Source organism: Sphingobium sp. EP60837 (genome assembly GCF_001658005.1).
Classification (GTDB): Bacteria; Pseudomonadota; Alphaproteobacteria; order Sphingomonadales; family Sphingomonadaceae; genus Sphingobium; species Sphingobium tyrosinilyticum.
Genome location: NZ_CP015988.1, coordinates 70,426 through 87,123, shown reverse-complemented (window position 1 = coordinate 87,123; position 16,698 = coordinate 70,426). Strand labels below are relative to the sequence as shown.

General features: G+C 56.4%; 12 protein-coding genes and 2 pseudogenes. 7 read left to right on the top strand and 7 right to left on the bottom strand.

Translation table 11 applies throughout. From position 1 onward, the window contains the following. Positions 1–6: 6 nt before the first annotated feature. Positions 7–1,014, top strand: coding sequence for an amidohydrolase family protein (locus EP837_RS18445; protein ID WP_066531990.1), 1,008 nt, complete (start codon positions 7–9; stop codon positions 1,012–1,014). Positions 1,015–1,916: 902 nt separating this feature from the next. On the opposite strand, the gene EP837_RS21175 is transcribed toward EP837_RS18445, so the two are convergent. After that, positions 1,917–2,192, bottom strand: coding sequence for a hypothetical protein (locus EP837_RS21175; protein WP_156518756.1), 276 nt, complete (start codon positions 2,190–2,192; stop codon positions 1,917–1,919). Between the two features lie 258 nt (positions 2,193–2,450). On the opposite strand from EP837_RS21175, the gene EP837_RS18440 reads away from it, so the two are divergent. Next, positions 2,451–5,465 carry a TonB-dependent receptor plug domain-containing protein gene (locus tag EP837_RS18440; protein ID WP_066531988.1) on the top strand — a complete coding sequence of 1,005 codons (3,015 nt, stop codon included), beginning with the start codon at positions 2,451–2,453 and terminating at the stop codon, positions 5,463–5,465. A 309-nt stretch (positions 5,466–5,774) separates the two neighbouring features. Further along, on the top strand, positions 5,775–7,166 hold the full coding sequence (locus EP837_RS18435; RefSeq protein WP_066531986.1) for an MFS transporter: 1,392 nt from the start codon (positions 5,775–5,777) through the stop codon (positions 7,164–7,166). 71 nt (positions 7,167–7,237) lie between these two features. On the opposite strand, the gene EP837_RS18430 is transcribed toward EP837_RS18435, so the two are convergent. Continuing rightward, positions 7,238–8,377 (bottom strand): LysR family transcriptional regulator, encoded by a 1,140-nt coding sequence (locus EP837_RS18430; RefSeq protein ID WP_082919839.1) that lies wholly within the window; start codon positions 8,375–8,377, stop codon positions 7,238–7,240. Between the two features lie 22 nt (positions 8,378–8,399). On the opposite strand from EP837_RS18430, the gene EP837_RS18425 reads away from it, so the two are divergent. Beyond that, entirely contained in the window at positions 8,400–9,008 is a 609-nt protein-coding gene (locus EP837_RS18425; protein WP_066531980.1) for a VOC family protein, read from the top strand. Positions 9,009–9,135: 127 nt separating this feature from the next. On the opposite strand, the gene EP837_RS18420 is transcribed toward EP837_RS18425, so the two are convergent. The 3 genes from EP837_RS18420 to EP837_RS18410 form a co-directional block, all read right to left on the bottom strand. Further along, positions 9,136–10,542 carry an MmgE/PrpD family protein gene (locus tag EP837_RS18420; protein ID WP_066531977.1) on the bottom strand — a complete coding sequence of 469 codons (1,407 nt, stop codon included), beginning with the start codon at positions 10,540–10,542 and terminating at the stop codon, positions 9,136–9,138. A 104-nt stretch (positions 10,543–10,646) separates the two neighbouring features. Continuing rightward, positions 10,647–11,312 carry an NIPSNAP family protein gene (locus EP837_RS20745; protein WP_082919838.1) on the bottom strand — a complete coding sequence of 222 codons (666 nt, stop codon included), beginning with the start codon at positions 11,310–11,312 and terminating at the stop codon, positions 10,647–10,649. A 100-nt stretch (positions 11,313–11,412) separates the two neighbouring features. Further along, positions 11,413–12,174: an SDR family oxidoreductase gene (locus EP837_RS18410; protein WP_066531975.1), complete on the bottom strand. Its 762-nt coding sequence runs from the start codon at positions 12,172–12,174 to the stop codon at positions 11,413–11,415. A 507-nt stretch (positions 12,175–12,681) separates the two neighbouring features. Here EP837_RS18410 and EP837_RS21170 point away from each other — a divergent pair. Beyond that, positions 12,682–12,797, top strand: a pseudogene (locus EP837_RS21170) (transposase); the annotation flags it as partial. Between the two features lie 125 nt (positions 12,798–12,922). Next, positions 12,923–13,039, top strand: a pseudogene (locus tag EP837_RS22105) (IS3-like element ISBcen22 family transposase); the annotation flags it as partial. Between the two features lie 187 nt (positions 13,040–13,226). Here EP837_RS22105 and EP837_RS18400 read toward each other — a convergent pair. Both EP837_RS18400 and EP837_RS18395 read right to left on the bottom strand, forming a co-directional pair. Next, complete coding sequence (locus EP837_RS18400) at positions 13,227–13,823, bottom strand: VOC family protein (protein WP_066531969.1); 597 nt, start codon at positions 13,821–13,823, stop codon at positions 13,227–13,229. 84 nt (positions 13,824–13,907) lie between these two features. Beyond that, positions 13,908–14,729 carry an SDR family NAD(P)-dependent oxidoreductase gene (locus EP837_RS18395; protein WP_156518750.1) on the bottom strand — a complete coding sequence of 274 codons (822 nt, stop codon included), beginning with the start codon at positions 14,727–14,729 and terminating at the stop codon, positions 13,908–13,910. Between the two features lie 562 nt (positions 14,730–15,291). Here EP837_RS18395 and EP837_RS18390 point away from each other — a divergent pair. After that, the gene (locus EP837_RS18390) at positions 15,292–16,671 is read left to right on the top strand and encodes an MmgE/PrpD family protein (protein WP_066531967.1); all 1,380 of its coding nucleotides are present in this window, start codon (positions 15,292–15,294) and stop codon (positions 16,669–16,671) included. The last annotated feature ends 27 nt before the right edge of the window (positions 16,672–16,698 follow it).

Sequence of the window (16,698 nt, the reverse complement as noted above, 5' to 3'; positions counted from 1 at the left end):
TGACCCATGCGAAATAAACGACTGGATGGCCGTGATGAGCCCATTTTGGAGCCTGAGCTGGCGATCATCGACAGCCACTTCCACCTCTTCGATCGCCCCGGCAACCGCTACATGCTCGAAGAATATCTTTTCGATGTGGCGGGTGGACACAACATCATCGCATCCATCTACTGTGAAACGCAGGCATTTATCCGCGCAGACGGTCCGGAACTGCTTCGCCCCCTCGGGGAGGTCGAGTTCGCCAACGGCATTGCTGCCATGTCAGCCAGTGGTATCTACGGTCCGTGTAAGGTCAATCACGGGATTGTTGGTCACGCCAATCTCACTCTCGGCGCACAGGTTGGTGAACTGCTTGACCGATGCATCAATCTCGCGCCAGAGCGCTTTCGCGGCGTGCGCCACATCACCATGGATTACCCCGACGAGCGTCCTTACAGATATTTTATGAGCGGCCGCCCTCCAATGGGCGTCATGGACACTACCGGCTTCCCGCTGGGTCTTGCTGAGGTCGATAAACGTGGTCTAGTTTTCGACACGGCGGTGTTCGATCCTCTATTACCGACGCTTACCGGCTTCGTCGACAAGTTCCCGAACTTGCGGTTTGTTCTTAATCACATGGGAACCGCCGTGGGAATTGACATGACAGCCGATGAAAGGGTCGAGCTTTTCCAAAGCTGGAGCGCCTCCCTACGTGAACTGGCACGTCGGCCGAATGTCTACTGCAAGGTTGGCGGAATGGGGATGCCTCATTGGGGCCTCGAATTCGAACTCAGGGAAGACGTCGTCGGATCGAGCGTTCTTGCCGAAGCTTGGCGGCCATATGTAGAAACCGCGATCGAAGCCTTTGGCGCTGATCGGTGTATGATGGAAAGCAACTTTCCACCGGACAGCCGCACTGGCGGCTTTGTTCCGATCTGGAATGCCTACAAGCTCATTACGCGCAACGCTACCGAGGACGAGAAAACGGCACTCTACCGCGGTACAGCCGCGCGGGTCTATGATCTTGAAATCTGAACAGGCCCGATTGAGCCGCGGGCTGCGATCGTCCAAACAGAAGTTTGACTTGCTTGCGCCGTAACCTCCGAACATATGGAGGAAACGGAAAATATTATTGGAGTTCGTTCGGCGAATCTGCGCTTCAAGTCAAGGAGGCATGCCCCCATGACTTGATCACCGAATGACCTGCGATTCTTGCTCATATCGGTGTCCTTCAATGCCGGGGGCCGGGCGCTGGGTATTCGCTCTCCGTCAGGTAACTAAAGCGCACGGCAGCAACCGCTTGGGCGGCTTCATCAAGTCCTATTTGATTAGACTATATTGCGCGGTCAACTGATGCCTGTCGTGAGAGCCAATCGGTGCGTCGTCGGCCATCGTTTCCGATTTGCCACAGGGTGCCACCCGCCCCCGCGACGTCCGGTGCCGAGGTCTATCGAGCGTGACGACTTGGGCGCCGCGGCGGGGGGGGCTGATGCGATCGGCGGGATTACGAGGAGTGCGACCCGGGGCGCCGGCTACTGGCTTCGGCGGAGGTTATGGTGGCGGGAGTGGCAGCGATGCCGCGACGCCCGCGCGTCTGCGCGGGCGCAGGCGGATGGGAATTCAGCAAACTCCAGGAGAAGGATCGGGATGCCGTGCCTTTGAGCCGGCAGGAGGCACAACGCTTCAAGCTTGCGGTGAAGAACGAATGCCATTATATGGCATTCGCTGGCGGCCCTAGCGGAACTTTAAGAGGATTAGGTCATGCGAAGCTTATTTGTATCCGCGGGTATCATTGCGATGACCGCGGCGAAGCTGACCTCCACCACTGTGAATTCAACACGGTGGAGCATGATCCCTCGTCTGCTAATGAGCAGGCGCAAAGGCAAATGGAAGGCCTGGCTTTCCTCGTTGTCACTGCCCAGCGGAAATCCCGGAACTTACAGGATGTTCCCTTCTGTTGCCAATACTTGCGGCGCTGGGGATCGCGCTGATGGTGACTTCGGCTCTAATCGTTCGCTGCGCACCAACTCGCAGCTTCCATCTACAAGTATAAAGATGTCCAGGCCCAGTTTCTCCATCAGAGTAACACGAGCCACATTACGTCTGCCCGCAATGCGGATTCGGCGACGGGCAAGGGCGTCGAGTTCGATGCTGAATACAAGTCCGCCGACTGCGCTTTTGATTTCACCAGTGGCGCAGATGGTCCACTCCACGCAGATCGCCAGAAAGCAATAATGTTGTCCAGTTCACCCGACGCAATTGCCGGAGGTTGAAAATACGAAATCAATTTATTGTCGATGATCTGACGAATATGGCTAGCGACAATAACCGTCTGTCGGTGTCTCCATTTAAGCCCTGCCGAGTTTCAGCCCCCGCTTCAATGGGTAGGCGTTACGGCAAAGTTCTAATTATACATACAGGGAGGATTAGCGGTGGCGAAAGTTTGCAAGTATAGCTGTGGTCTAACGTTAATGAGTTTGGCCCTTATCGCTGGTTCGGCCTACGCACAGGAACAAGTGCCGACTTCCTCGCCTCTTTCTGAGGCGCCTGTGGCCTTTCAAGAGCAAGAGGCCCCCGATGAAGCGGCCGGCGTCTCCAACATCGTCGTAACCGGTTCGCGCCTTGTCCGGGACGGTTCTCAAGCACCGACACCGGTGACTGTGGTAAGTGCCGAATCGCTAGCTCAATCAGCGCCGAGCAGCATTCCCGACGCTCTAAATAAGCTGCCGGTCTTTTCTGGATCCCAGAGTCAGTCCACCACGACGACTTTCTCTGCAACCCAACCGGCTATGGGTAATTACCTCAACCTGCGTAATTTGGGCACCAACCGTGTTCTCGTCCTCCTCGATGGCAACCGCGTGCCGCCGACGTCCAACACCAACGCAGTGGACGTCAACGTGTTGCCGCAACTTCTGATCAGTCGCGTCGATGTGGTTACCGGCGGTGCTTCTGCGGCCTATGGTTCAGATGCCGTCAGCGGAGTGGTGAACTTTGTCCTGGACCAGAAGTTCACTGGTCTCAAGAGCGTGCTTCAAGCGGGCATCTCGGACAAAGGCGATGCATTCTCTTATCGGTATGGAGCGGCGGTTGGCATTCCAGTCGGGGAAAGCATTCATCTCCTTGCTAGCTATGAACATTTTAATAATGACGGTGTTGATAACCTGTTCAAGCGGAGTTGGGCTCCTTACTCGCCGATAACGGGCGGCAATGGCACAGTTGGCAGTCCTTTTAGACCAATACCGAACGGCCGTTCTGCTGACCTAGCTTATGGAGGTCTGGTTACGGGCGTGAGCCCCGGCACATTAGCGCCGCTTTCCGCTTGTGGGCCAACTGTTGTCAACTGTGTCCAGTTCGGTCCCGACGGATCGCTTGTTCCATTCCTAAGCGGCAGCCCGATTGTCGGAAACCAGATGAGCGGAGGAAGCGGGGGCGTGTGGGGCCGCGCCGACACCACGCCCATTTCGGGTCGTCTCAAGACTGATCAGGCATTTGCCCGTGTGACCGTCGACCTAAGTGATTCTGTCGAAGCTTACGTCCAGGGCGTATTTGCGCACAGCGCCACGGCAGGCAACACGACGGTAGAAAGCCACCGCGGCGGCAACCGGCTCACCACCATCTATCGAGACAATGCGTTCCTCGATCCCGCAGTAGCGGCACTGCTGCCCGCTACGACGGCCAACGGCATGCCGGGGAGTTTCACGCTCGGACGGCTTTTCGACGACATCCCGCTGATGACCCAGCGATCGACCACCACGTTTTATATGGGCCAAGCGGCGATCAAGGGCGATCTGACAGGCTCCTGGAAATGGGACGTTAACTATGTAGCGGGCCGTTCAAAATTGCGGGTCGCAGCGAACGAGTTTGACTCCAGACGCTTCTTCGCGGCAGTCGATGCGGTGCGCGACCCGTCGACCGGGCGCGTGGTTTGTGGAGTGCTGCTGCGCAGCCCGACCTTCGCGAATCAAGCCGGTCTCTCCAATTGCGTGCCCATGAACGTCCTTGGTGAAGGCAATATCAGCAAAGAGTCGTTTGATTTCGTTCGGCAAAATTCCGTATCGAGCGTGGTTAGCGAGATGCAATACGTCAACGCGAACGTGCATGGTGATTTGTTTGACCTACCGGCCGGGCCGGTTTCTCTCGCTTTCGGCGTCGAATATCGGACGCAGAAATTGCGCCAAACAACCAATGCGCAGCCAGATATCTTCGCCGGACTTTCGGGATCAGAGGGCGAGGCTCGAAAAATCGCATATTTTGGCTTGGGCAACATAACAACGCCCACCGATGACCTGATCCGTGGTGTTCCGGCCAACCCGCTACCGTTCCTGGTTACGAATGTCGGAACAGCATCGGGCAGACAGACGGTGAAGGAAGCTTATGCGGAACTACTCGTTCCGTTGCTCAAGGAACAGCCGTTCGCAGAAAGCCTCGAACTCAACCTTGCCGGCCGCTACACCCACTATCGGACCAGCGGTGGCGAAAAGACTTGGAAGATTGGCGCGACTTGGTCGCCGATCCGCGACTTACGCTTCCGTGGCACTTTCTCGCGTGACATCGCGGCTCCAAGCTTGTTCAATCTGTTTGCAGGCGCAAATATTGCCACTACAAACGTCACCGATCCGTTTCTCCCGAGCCCCGGGAACAGCTATTCGCTGCTGATCAACACCGCCGGCAATCCCAATCTCAAGCCCGAGAAGGCCAACACGCTGGTTCTCGGGATGGTGTTGACTCCACAAGCCATTCCCGGCCTGACTATTTCTGCCGACGCATACCGCATTAAAATCAAGGATGCGTTCCAAGGAACGAACGCCGTCGGCATTCTTGCTGACTGCTTCAATAACCGCACCGCGCAGGTCTGTGATCAGATCATTCGCCCCGCCCCCGATGCTCGCGCGACACAGATTAACCTCTATACGTTGAATCTGGCTTCCTTAACGACGAAGGGTGTCGATCTCGAAATTGGATATCGGACATCGCTCGATGCACTGCTGCCATCGGTGGGCGGAGATTTGTCATTGCGCGCATTCATCAATTATCTTGACGCTTATGACACAGAAGCCTCCGGAGCACCGGTTGTACATCGCGCGGGTCGAATTCAAGGCGTCATCGGTGCCGGCGCGGGAGAAGTGGGCCGAGGCGGCCTGCCAAAATGGCGCGGCACCCTGACGCAGGAATACATCCGCGGTCCATTTTCCATCTCTTTTGCTGAACGATTTACCGGAACCTACAAGCGTTTCCTAGCAACACAGGTTGTGCATCCGGAAATGTTGCCGCTAATAAAGGCACCAAATCGTACTTACGTCGATATGAACGTTCAGTATGAGGTCAGAACGGGTATCCAAGCCTTCGTCAATGTTCAGAACCTGTTTGATGTGAATCCGCCGGTATTCCAACCGGCGTTCGCAACGAATATCGAGACGCCCACGGACAAACAGTTGTACGACGTTATCGGGCGTTACTTCACGGCTGGAGTGCGTGTTAAGTTTTAACGTTGGAATGAGTGCTCCACGCCACCATAGAATTTGGCCATCCGCGAAGGCGAACACCGATAACGCTCTGCTCTGCTGATCTGTCGAAAGGAGCGGTAAAGGTGACCTCCAGATCGGCCTCAAGCCGATGGTGCAATGGCGTGGGACATCGCTAAGGCCATGAGAGAAACTCACTTGAAGTTCATTGCCGGTTTGAAGGTCGCTTAGCTTCACCTGTCACAAGTCGCCATGGAGAGGTGGGCAGATACCGGCGCTAACCTGGCGCCAGGTTAGCGCCATGGGTGCCTTCCTGGAATAGAGAGCCCGATAATGTCCTACTTCACAGATTCGAATATCGTGAAAGGCCCGATCCAAGCTTACCATGCGGTCCCTCCGCAGCGGCCGAGAATTGACTCGCCTCAAGCATGGTACATGCTTTTCCTGCTAACTTTGTCATGGGCCCTGTCGTTTATAGATCGGCAAATACTCAATCTCTTGGTCGATCCGATTAAGGCATCACTTAAATTAAATGATGAGCAAATAAGCTATGTGCAGGGATTTGCCTTTGTTTCTGCCTACTGCTTAGCTGTTCCAATATTTGGTCGTCTCGTTGATATTTCTAGCCGACGCAATATTCTCATTTTCAGTGTTGGTACTTGGTCCATTTGTACCGGACTTATGGGCTTTGCCACATCATATTGGCACCTCTTCTTCGCCCGCTTCGGCGTCGGCATGGCGGAGGCTTGTATCTTCCCTGTCGCTTGGGGCTTGCTTCCGGACCTTTTCTCCGAGCGATATGGCCCGCGTGCTTATAGCTATTTTTCGATGGGTTCTTATCTGGGTAGCGCCTTTTCCCTCTTGGGAGGGGGCCTCATCTATAGTTTCGCCACCGATCTTTCGGCTTCGTCGTCTTGGGCTCGCGGGTTTGAACCATGGCAGGTGTCCTTCGTCCTCGTCGGCATACCGGGCGCCATTCTCATGGCTCTGCTCCTTTCTGTTCCAGAGCCGCATCGCCAGGGATCGCAGAACAAAGAGACCGAGATTCCCCTCTCCCTCAGGCAAAGCCTAAACGTTGTCCGCCGCAGATTGCGCTTCTATGGTCCCATGTTTATCGCAAACGGGGCGCTGGCAATGGTTGTGCTTTGCATTCCCGCGTGGGTCCCCACTTTCCTTGCCCGTTTTTACGGTATCAGCATTGCGGAAATTGGTCTGAAATTCGGTCTCGTATCACTAATCTGCAGCGTCAGCGGCCTTTTTGCTGGACCGTATGTCGCGCAGGAGCTGATCAAGAAAGGCTATCGGGATGCCTCACTTCGCGTCGGTGTCGCGTCGTGCACAGGCATCGGACTGATTTCGTTGTTCCTGCCGATGCCGGCGACCGCAACAGGGGTGATCGTTGTAGTCGGCTTACTTCTTTTTGTTGCAACCCTATGCGTTCCGCTTGTTGGATATGCATGCCTTCAGGTGTCGCCGAAGCCGATCAAGGGCCTTGTGTCATCGCTGTACACGCTTTCCGCTCAGGTTATCGGCTATGCCGGCGGTCCGACCATGGTGGCAGTGCTGACGGAACGCTTCTTTGGCGACCCCAAAATGGTAGGCGAGTCATTGCGGATCGTCTTGGCAACAGCCTCCTTCGTGGCGGCGGTGCTGTATTTTTCCATATGGAAGCCCTTTCGCCAGCTTCTCGATCAAGAAGTTGGCAGCACCGTGGAGGAAATCTGATCATTTTTGAAGGGCGGTGCGGGTGCCGGGGACAGCACCGCTCCTCTGCTGGCGCAATCGGCAGGCCTCGCCTATCCTTTATTTCTACCGACAGGCTGGGACAGGGAATGCGGTTCAACTCTCGCGCGCAGATGGTAGCGATCTACCATCTCGGAGGCGATCTGCCTGATAGCGAATTCGACCATGGCAGACGCGCAGGATACCGGTCGAGTGCGCGACCGTACGATATAGGAAGTCCTCTTGATGACCGGCTCCTCGACGGGAACAAGCGCCAGTTTTCCTTCCGCGAGCTGCCTCAACACCGCCCCATGGGCGATCATCGTATAGGCGCTCGCCCTGGTGACCATCTCGACGATCTGGGCAAGCGAGTCGATTTCCGCCACGACGTTCAGATGCAGGTGACTGGAGCGGGCAAATCGCTCTTGCAGTCTTCGGCCGCCATGCAGCGAGCTTGTGAGGACCATCGGAAGTTCCTTCAACCGTTCCGCGCTTACCGGCGTTAGGGCGAAACCGTCCGCACCAATTTCTCCCGGCCAATTGTCAGGCGCGGTCGCAAGGAAGATTTCCTCGGTCAGAAGCGGCTCGAAAGAATAGGCCGAGGTATCCGAAATCTCATATACACATCCGATGTTCACACGACCGGAACTGATCCAATCAAGAATATCGCCGGACATGGCCTCGACGATATGCAACCTTATGTCGGGATGTTCATGACAGATCGTCTCAACGAGAGGAACGCTTAGGAACGGTCCGAAGGATGGCGGAAGCCCGATCGATAACGGGCCGCGAAGCTCTCCTGTTTTCTGGCGCACCTCGTCGAGCACTTCATCGATGCTCTTCAGGATTTCACGGCCGCGCTCTGCCAGTGTCAGGCCCGCCTCCGTCATCTGGATGCCGCGCGCGCCTCTTATCACCAGTTTTGCGTTGATGGACTTTTCGAGCTTAGCGATATTTTCCGAAAGGGACGGCTGCGCTATGCTGAGCGCGTTGGCCGCCGAGGAGATCGACCCATGCTCGGCCAGGGCGAGCAAATAGGACAACTGCCTCAAGCTAACATTGTGGGGATTATCGATACGGCTCATGTGACCTCTCCCGGCCCTACAAGGCAAAACCTTGATTTGCCATAGGTAATTCCTAAGTTGAAACCGCGCTGAAGTAAATGCCGTTTGGGCTATACTGCTAGCCTGCGATGGCTGCATGATCTCGCGCACAGAAAAATGAGGAGAAGTTGCGATGTTGCCCCTCCCCTTCCCATGCAAGGGCTATCTAGGCGAGCGCATGCAAGTCGCCTATGTGGTGCACGATCTCGACGCCGCAATGCAATATTGGGCCGATGTCATGAAAGTCGGACCGTTCGTCGTGATCGAGGATTCACGCGGTGAAAGATCGGTGCTGCACCGCGGGCAGGAGAGCGATGTGCAATTCACGCTGGCCTTCGCCTATGTCGGAGACGTTCAGATCGAACTCATCGCGCAGTCCAACGACGCACCGTCTGCCTACAAGGAGTTTCTCGACAGCGGCCGCGAAGGGCTGCACCATATCGCTTTCTGGCCTGAGGACATGGACGGTGCCTGCGCCCTGCTGGAAGAAAATGGCTTCACGGAGATTTCGGCGGTTCTCGCCCATGACGGATCAAGGACCGTGGTCTATTATCAAGCCCCGGCACATATTGGCTGCGTGGTCGAGCTGCTCCCGATGAGCGCGGCTCGGACCGCTTATTATGGCCGCATCCAGCAGCTCAGCAAATCCTGGGACGGCGTCACGCGGCCGATCCGTCGCTTTGCCGATCGTGCAGCCTTCCTCGCTTCCGCTGAAGGCGCGGAGAGCGCCAGCCTGTCCTGATCAGATAGAACTTTCGGGATTTCCAACTGCAAGGCCGCTCGAACGAGACGAGCGGCTCCTGGAAACCCGCTTCAAGACGGTGGAACCGGGCTGTCGCGAGCCCCGCCGGCCGAACTCAATGCCTTCGTCACCGCCCCTGCAACAGCCGGGTCAGTTTGGTGATGGGGGTATCGGGGTCGAGATCGTCGACCAGTTCGAATAGCTTGATCGCCCGTTCCGATCCGATCACATCATGCGTCAGTTCGTCCAGCTTCCGACGATGCTCCTGTTCCGTGAACGGATCGTTTGGCATGCCCTTTGCGCCTTCCATGAAAATGCTCTGGGTGGAGCCGTCCCGGTAATGGAGCAGAACCTCGCCCACGAAATTGAACGGATAGCGCTCGTCCAGTTCCGGCGAGTGGATCAGGCGGATGCGACGGGCGAATTGCACAACGTCGGAACTTTCATCCAGTGGCAGCTTGCCGTCGAGAAAGGCACGGTGCGTCGAATAGCCATTGCCCTTGCCCAGCGCGGCCAGCGCCATCTGCAACGCAAGGCTGAACTGCAACTCCTCGATATTCGTTGTGCCGTGCTGTTGCGCATGGGGGTTGTCGGCCAGGGTCCTGGTCATGCCCTGGATGATCGCGTCGACCGAAACGATCTCATCCACGCGATCACGTACACTAGTCATGGCGTCGATATAGGGATGGTGCGCGCCGCAGCAGCAATGGGCCTTGAGCCAGATATCCTTGATCCGCTGCGGCCGGCCCTTGCGGAAGGCTTCCTCCGCGTCGCTGTCCACCACCGGCCGGCGGATGAAGTTGCGGAAAAATCCTTTCTGTCCCGTCAGGTAACGCCTCGGTCCTGTAATGCCCGCACGCGCCAGCTGAACCGCCTCTATGCCATTGCGGACGGCAATGCCCGCATGGACGCGCTTTATGGACCCCCCGCTCTTCGTATATTCGGTCGTGCCCGACGCATGGCTCAGCGCGATCGCCATGGCGTGCAGGACGGTGTCGGCATCCAGATCGTGCAGCTTCGCGGCGACCGCGACGGCACCGAAGTTCGCGAGCACCGCATGGGCGTGCCAGCCGGCATTTACCAGGTCCGGCGCGGCCAAGCGGCCGATCCGCACATAGACTTCATAGCCCGCGAGCATCGCCTCCACCACCTGGCCGAGCGTGGCGCCCAGCTCCTCGCCCACCGCGATGGCCGTTGGGACGACGCAGCAGCCGGGATGGCCGTTGCTCGCCACATCGTCATATTCAAATCCGTGGCCGTAAGTCGCGTTGATGTAGGCCGCATCGGCGGCGTCCATCGGCTCGCTTTCAGCAACCACCGTCGAACTCCCGGGACGGGGCTTGGCAAGGAAGCGGCGCGCCTCGCGCGACCATGGCAAGTCCACCGCGCCGACTTGCAGCGCGAGTTGATCCTTCAGAAGCGCCTTTATGGCAGGCATGGAGACCGGCTCGATTTGGGTCCATTTGAAATCGACAACGAACTGCGCGACCCGGCTTTCAAGATCCATTTCGATAGCGACCTGATCGGAAGACATAACGCTTTCCTTAACTGATAAAGACCATCACAGTTGAACAAATCGGTTCGCCGCCAGGGATCGAGGCTACAGGACCAAGCGCAAACGACAAACCGGACACCAATTCATTCGTCGGGATACAGCTCCAGAAGCCGTAATATCTGCGTTTCCTGCCGCTCATAGATTCCGTCCGACGCATCGAGATAGTTGCGCCATTCCGGATCGGCGTTCCGGGCGTTACGCCGTGTTTCCATATCGCCCATGCTGTCATAGCCCCAGATGTTGGTAATCTGGTTCAGATTCCCCACTTTGGTCAGATAGTAGCCGATCGGCGGACCGACATGCCGCAGCATCACGCTCATGGCATGCTCCTCAGTCGTCGAGAGGAAGGTCTGCATGTGATTGTGGTGGATCAGATATGTTCTGAAATCCACGACCGGCTTTGCCCGGGAAATCTCCTCGCCGGCGCCGACATTGGGAAAGAGGATGCGTTGGGTCAGGCGAGTGTCGACGAAGCGGACGACTCCCTCCGTCGACCTCATATAGTCCTGCCACTGCGGCCGGCTTTCCACGGCCGCTCGTCCTGACTGATATGCCTCCAACGAATCATAGCCCCAAAGTTGGGTAACGCAATTGATCCTGCCGACATTCGTCATATAATACGCCATCGGCCTGCCGAGATGCTCCTGCAGAAGCGGCAGCGCCATTGATTTGTGAAGCTCGAGATATGTGGGGAGCGTCCCCCGCGTGAATTCCTCGACGCGAATTTCGACTACCGGCTTGTTCCACATATCTTTCGCTCTCCTGGTATTCTATTTTGGCCCGCCGCCATTTATCTGCATGTAGACGGGTCCAGGCGATTTGGCCGTACCGCCAAAGGACCGACACGCCTTAGCAAAGAGACCTTGTACAGCCCCCGTCCACCTGGACATTTTCGCCGGTGATGAAGCCGGCAAGGTCCGACGCCAGAAATGCGACGGTGGCGGCCAGTTCCTCGACTTTGCCGACGCGCTTGAGCGGTATCCGGCTCACCCGGGCCTCAATGTCATGGACGGTATGATAGGTCGAGGTCACGACCACGGCGGGAGCGACGGAGTTCACCGTCACATTATGCGCCGCCATCTCCATCGACAGGTGCTTGAGCGCGGCCTGCACACCGGCGCGGAAAACGGTCGAAAGAGCGTGGTTGGGCAGCGGCTCCTTAATGGATGCCGAGGTGATCGCGACAATTCTGCCCCAGCCCTGGTTTAGAAGAAGAGGCGCGAGTTTCCGTAACACCAGCAGTGCACCTTTCAGCTGCCACTGATAAGCGTTTTCCCATCGCTCTTCGTCATGCTCTTCTAAAAAGTCGTATAATGGTCTGGGCGGAGGCGGCGTATTCAACACAAGAATTTGCATCCCCCCGCTATCGATGATTTCGCGCTTCAGTCTTTCGATGTCTTCTGCGTTTGAGATATCACCGGCTACGATATCGATTGTACTACGCGGATTTTTGTCCACTAAACGCTTCTTCGCGTCTTGAAGCTTCTCCCTGTCACGCGCAAAGATCAAAAGATTGACACCTTCGGCGGCAAGACGCTCGCACACGCCATAGCCCAGCCCCGAACTGCCGCCTATAACAACGGCGCGTTTACCATCAATTCCTAAATCCATCTCTCGCTCCAAGCATCTCGCGTCCCGCAACTGCCGCTTGCTAGGGCGGCAAGTGCTCCACACCGGTCAGTCACCCTTATCTTTCGAACCAGCAGATCCTTCAAAGTGACCATCATGTTATCACAAGCATCGCTAAGCCGACGTGGCCGGGCGCCCGCCTGCCTCCGGCGTAACAGTTTTTCCACAAAGCCGTATTTTTACCAAGATCGGCAGCGATGAACACCCAACTTCCGGACCAGACGGCGCGATAAAGGTCGACGCCTATAGGGGAAATAGGCATGGCCTATGATCGAACTATCCTGCCCGCGCGATCGGGTCGGCGATTGGCTGACAGACGGCTCGTCTGCACATAGGCCCAGCGCCAAAAGGATTCGCGTCGATAATCCGCGGAATTGTTCAGAAGCGAGGAGGTCAACTACGCTGCGCCTGACCCTGTCCCGGAAAATGCCTCCGGCGGGAATGAGAGGAATCTGGCGAAATCGAGCTAAGTGGCGCTGGAGATTTTGCATGAAGAAGTCGAGTTTCACGGGAGAGCAGATCGCGTTTGCGCTGCGCCAGGCGAGGCCGGTACGTCGGTTGCCGAGGTGTGCCGGAAGTTGGGCGTGTCGGAGGCGACCTATTACCTCTATAGACGGCTCTCCCTTTGCAAGCGGCATTGAAATGTTCTGCGTGGATCAGTGGCGAACATCTATCCGGCGTCTGCTGGTGGCCCAGTTGCGCTGTTCTCCGGTTCGATTGCAAGACGCACCGTTATCGGTCGGTCCGAAGCGACCAGGCGCCGCTCAGGAACAGGATCAAGGAGATCGCGGCGACCCGCATGCGCTATGGCTATCGACTAATTCATGTGCTGCTTTGGCGCGAAGGCTCGCCGATGAAAGTACATCGCCCTTGGCGCCCTGCCTGACGCGGTTCGCGAGGCATTCGCGGGTGTAAGCATCGACGACGGCCAGGGCACGGTACCGCTTACCATTGCGCCGGTTATACAATGCGGGCATTTGAATGTAACTGAGGCTGCTCATGCGGAGCCCAGCGCACCAAAATTTTTGCAAAGCTCAAGATTTGCAATCATCAGAAGCCAGAAATTCGTCCCGCGACTTAAAACGACGGATAGCCCGGCTACCGTCCCATCTTTCACTCAGAGCTTTGATGCCTGCAAAGTAGTTATTTCTCGTCGGAGTGTTGGGTGCTAGCTCAACCCAAACCCCAAAATAAGGCGGGCCACTAAAATAATTGGAACTAACCGAACCGTCGACTGTCTCAATCGAACATTCCCGAACGAAGCCCATCTGTTCCAGCGCCAACACTGAGTGATCGTAGTCCTCGGGCCAGAAACCCAGGTGATGAAGGCCTTGTCGGCCGCTTTGGAGAAAATCGGTCCACGGCGATGGATCTGAGCTTGTCGCAGATATCAGCTCTATCTGCATTTCCGCCACATAAGCGAAGGCGAGCGACATCTTCACCCGCGTTCTGCGACCTCGGTATACGACAACTCGGTCTGCCGCGGCGTCTTCAATGACAACAAACGGACCAACTTCCAGTTGTGTCGTCCAGAAGCGCATTGCCTCATCAATGTCGGGCACAACGTAGGAAAGCTGCATGTCCTTGCCAACCAGAGAAGGCAGCATGCAGTTTCTGAAGGCTGTAAGCATTGTTTCACCTCAAGCATTGCGGCGCCAAGAAGTGCGTAAGTCGTTCGATATCATCCGACGTTGGTGATGTCACCACCTTCGTCCTCAGGCGTAATGGATGCTTAGCCCGCCATCGACCACAACCGTTTCTCCGGTAACATAGCTCGCCAGGTCCGAGAGTAGGAATAGCACAACGTTTGCAATCTCTCGCGGCTCGGCAAGCCGCTTCATTACCGCGCGCCCGGCCAATGCCTCGACGGCACCTGGACCGTTCGCAATGGCCTGCGCTTCTTGGATGGGTGTTGCCACCAACCCAGGGGCAACACAATTAACGCGAATATCATGCCGTGCAAGATCAACAGCGAGGCCGCGGGTCATTTGAACAATTGCCGCCTTGGAGGTAGTATATGCTGTGCGCTCAGGTTTCGACAGAAGTCCTCCTATGGATGACATAGTGACGATTGCGCCTCCCTCCGCATCCCTCATTTGCCGAGCCGCCGCGCGACATGTGTGAAGGACGCCGCTGACGTTAACAGCCATCACTCGATGCCAGTCGTCTTCCGGCATTTCAAGGATGTTGCCGCGCCATACAATTCCCGCATTTGCAACAAGGTGTGTGATGGGCCCATGCGTATTGGCGATACCTTGAAATGCCGCATCGACCGCTCTGCTATCGCTGACGTCCAACAGATAACCCAGCTCCGATCTCTTGTCGTCGGGAGCATTCGGATAAAGTTCGTCAATCGCTTGATCGAGAAGAGAACGGTTGAGATCGATGGGAATGGGCTTTGCGCCAGCGGTCCGAAGGGCTCTGCAGATCGCCAATCCTATACCGGAAGCCCCGCCAGTAACTGGAACAACGGCCGTTTCCATTTTAATCATCGCATATTCCACATGATCGTAGCCGGGATTCGTGCAAGGAATCACGTTTGCGTCTCCCCGAGCCCGCTGTTCAGCCGGGCTAGTAAGAAGTGCAAGCTACAGGACAGCTGAGTTCATAACAACGCTACTATATTATGTCAATCTATGGGATTAATTGTATTATGGCGATCGTGCGCGAGTCGCAAAGCGCTCATCGGTATCATATTCCCTACTGCGCAGGGTGGTGTTTTGGATGAGGATCAGGCGGATGCGGATAGAGCGTCCCAAAGTATGTTTGGGAATGCGCCTTTGGCGCATTCCCACCAGCTCGCAACCCCACACGACCTCCGATTCACGATACGCTCTGCGGACGGCCGAGCGGAGGTGTGGGCTCGCGCAGTATCAGAAATGGCGCTCTTCCGCGCGTGTTCCAAACAGCCTCTAAGGTGCCTACTCCCATCCGTTCGCAAGTGTCAGTCTCACTCCCATTTAAATGATAATCGTTGATCATTGCCAATTGAACGACGGAAAAATGAGAGTTCATTTGCTCTACTACAATGCATTATGGATGAGCGAGTAATAGGTTTCCTTGGTCCCGGTCGTTTCATTTACACCAAAGAGAATCATCATGCCAAATCAGGATTTCGTTCGAAACTTTGCTGAATTTGTTTCTTCGTGCCGGTACGAAGATTTGCCACCCGAAGCCGTCGAAGCTGCGAAGAAAAGCATCCTTGACCTGTTGGGGGTGAGCTTGGCCGCGGCCGGCACAGTTCCAGCCGTCGCCACAGTCATCGATCTTGTTCGGGAGAGCGGCGGCAAACCCGAATCGACTGTGCTCGGCTTTGGCGGCAAGGTTCCTTCCGTCATGGCAGCCCTGGCAAACGGCGCAATGGCGCATTGTCTCGATTTTGACGACGTGGCGCCTGACGGCAACCATGCGAGCAGCACGCTCATACCTACCGTTTTCGCCGCGGCCGAACACCAGGGCGGCATTTCTGGAAAGGATCTGATCACTGCAGTTGCAATTGGGCAAGATCTGTTTCTTCGCATGCGCCGAAGCCTCCAGCAGCGGATGGACTGGCTAGTCACCACTGTTTTGGGCGTGTTCTCCGCAACTGCCGGGGCGGCCTATGTGCTCAGTCTCGACACCGATCAGGTTGCCCATGCGCTCGGTATCGCAAGCCTTGGCTCGTGCGGTACGCTCGAATTGCGGTTTGGGACAAACAGCGATCTTGGGGAACTCTATGCGGGGTTCATTGCCAAGAGCGCCTTGCTATCCGCCCTGCTGGCCAAGAGGGGCGTGACGGGTACGCAGAAGGTCTTTGAAGGCCAGGCCGGGATCATGCGCGTCTATTTCGACGACGAATATGACCGCACGAAAATCCTTGAAGGATTGGGCACCATTTTTGGGGGAAGTACGATGCAGTACAAGCCTTGGCCTGTATGCGGCATCGCTAACACCTATATTCACGCAGTTCTGGAACTGGTACGTAATCACGGGCTTAGACCTGATGACATCGTCGAAATCCGACCATACATCGGCGATTTCCAGCAACGTATGTCATATCCTCTTGAAGAGCGGCGACAGCCGGCCTGTTCGATGGACGCACGCTTTAGTCTGCCCTTCTGCCTTGCTGCGGCGGCGACGTATGGAGAAGTTAAGATCGAGCATTTCACGGAAGCAGGGCTTCGGGATCCAAAAGTACTTGAAACCGCGCAAAAGATCGTTCCCATCAATGACAGCAGCCTTGATTGGAAGGGCGAAATGCCGAATGCTCGTGTAGAAATCGACACACGGTCCGGCGAGACCCTCGCAGGATCGGGAGACGGTACGCTGGGCGGCAAGAACCACCCCATGGAATGGGAACACATCATCGCCAAATTCGTCTCGTGCGCGGCGCTGGCCCCCATCCCCATTTCGCCTGCCAAGATCAACGAAGCGGTAGAGATGGCAAGGTCGCTCGAGACGCTGAGCGACGGGACCGAACTGCTCCGCAAGCTTTCATGACGAGGGGCGGGATGCTAAGCTCATCCC